Genomic DNA, 1,723 nt, shown 5'->3' on the forward strand with positions numbered 1-1,723 from the left:
GCCCTGCTCGGAGCCAGCAAGCCAGAGTCCGGCATCTTCGGGCGGTCAGCCGCTTGGCCCAGGAGGCCCTGGCTGATGACATTCCCCTGCAGATCGCGGTATTCCTGGGTCTCGGTATTACGCAGGACATCCAGTAGGCCGTTTTCGCCGGTCTTGGGGTCGCGGTAACCGATCTGGCCCGGCTCCCATTTCGCCCTGGGGCTGGCCTTCTGGCGGAACTCTTGGGCGCCTACCGGGTCGACATTCGCCCACTGACTCCATGAGTCCTCATTGAGCGATCCATCAGAATTCAACACGCCTCTCTGAGCCCGCTCAATGGCGGCGTTGCGCTCCATCCCTTGGCGAGTGCGCGCCAGGATGTCGTTCTTGTAGCGGGTGTTCTCGGTATCGGCGACGCCTTGGTTAACGGCGAGCAGGCCCGAGGAAAGCCCGTCTGCCAACGAAGCGCCAAAATTTCCACCGTTGCGGGCGCGCAGCATCGCAAGGCCGGAAGCCAAAAGCCCCTGACGTGCGATAGCGCTTTTGTCTTGGTCATCGAGGTTTTGCCAGCCAGGCGTGACGCGGCCTAGGAGGCCTTCAAGCTTAAAAGTCATTGGGGTGTCCTGTACTCAAGGCGCCTCTTGCGCCATCCGGGGGAAAGGCGGCGCCACCGAAGTGGTCGCCGCCAGGAGCCCGCCCTTGGGTAGTTGGAGCCCCTATTACTTAAGCCGTTTGGCGGGTGTAAATCGCTCCCATCAAAGAGGTGCCCGTGGCACACCACTAGCAGGTTCTGGCACGCCTAATGTCTGCGCTTGGCAGGCATCACGCCTGTTAACGCCGACTACGTTTTCAGCAGCGCCAGGCCTATCGCTTGGCGTCGTCAGAACCCATGTTTCTTATGAGCCCTTCGCCGGTCTGCCAGTCATCCGCGTTATCGCTGCCCAGCTCTTCTAGCAGCGCGTAGCTGGCACGCTCCAGCCAGTCCCACAGCACTCCCTCAATGACCCTCACCTTGTCGGTGAACGTTGCTGCGCGGACGCCGGCGGAGCGGGCACCATCCCTATAGCTCTGACCCATGCCAAGTAGGCGGCACGCTGCCTCTCTGGCCTCGCGCTCCTCGTAGCCCATGGCTTTGAKGTACATCTCGACCTTGGGCCACCGCCACATCTGTTGGGCGGCGTAGACCAATAGCCAATCCTCCAGCGGGCCATCCAGCTCTGCATCGGCCAGAGCGACAAGCACGGGGCGAACAGGCCGGACGGCGGGGATCACCACCACGCCGGAGAACTGTTTATTGCTCCATCGATGCACGCGTCGGGTACGCGTCGGCACGCGTCGGGCTCGCATGTTCGTAACCCTGTCGAACTCCTCAACCGTCCGCAGCTCGTCCGCATTGAAAGCAGACAGCGCTGCCTCCCTGGCACGCGGCTCTTTGGGCAGGTAATCCTGAGCCGCATGGACAACCCGGCCTCTGGTGTGAATCGCGAATCCTGCCGGGTCGTCGCCTCCCTCCTCGGGCGTAGGAACTTCCACCCAGGTCGCCTGCCACACCACCGCCATGCATGCGCCACAGCCATAGGCAGCTGCCACTGCCCGCGACGCCCGGTCGACGTTCGTTGAGCCTTCTTTCCACCGCGCACCCTTTCCGGATGGCGGCAGAGATTCACCCTTTGATGCTGGCAGCACTGCTACCAGCAACGGTGCGGCATTGCTATCAGCATGATCCCCGGTTGAAGGGCTAGGT

General features: G+C 62.6%; 2 protein-coding genes. Both read right to left on the minus strand.

All coding sequences use genetic code 11. The features are described from left to right. A partial coding sequence (locus AC1DQP_RS20225; protein WP_478052394.1) for a hypothetical protein occupies positions 1-593 on the minus strand: 593 nt, incomplete at its 3' end. Between the two features lie 250 nt (positions 594-843). Beyond that, positions 844-1,723: hypothetical protein (locus tag AC1DQP_RS20230; RefSeq protein ID WP_478052395.1), on the minus strand; the 880-nt coding region annotated here is incomplete at its 5' end.

The sequence above is a fragment of the Stenotrophomonas sp. P5_A8 genome, assembly GCF_056400545.1.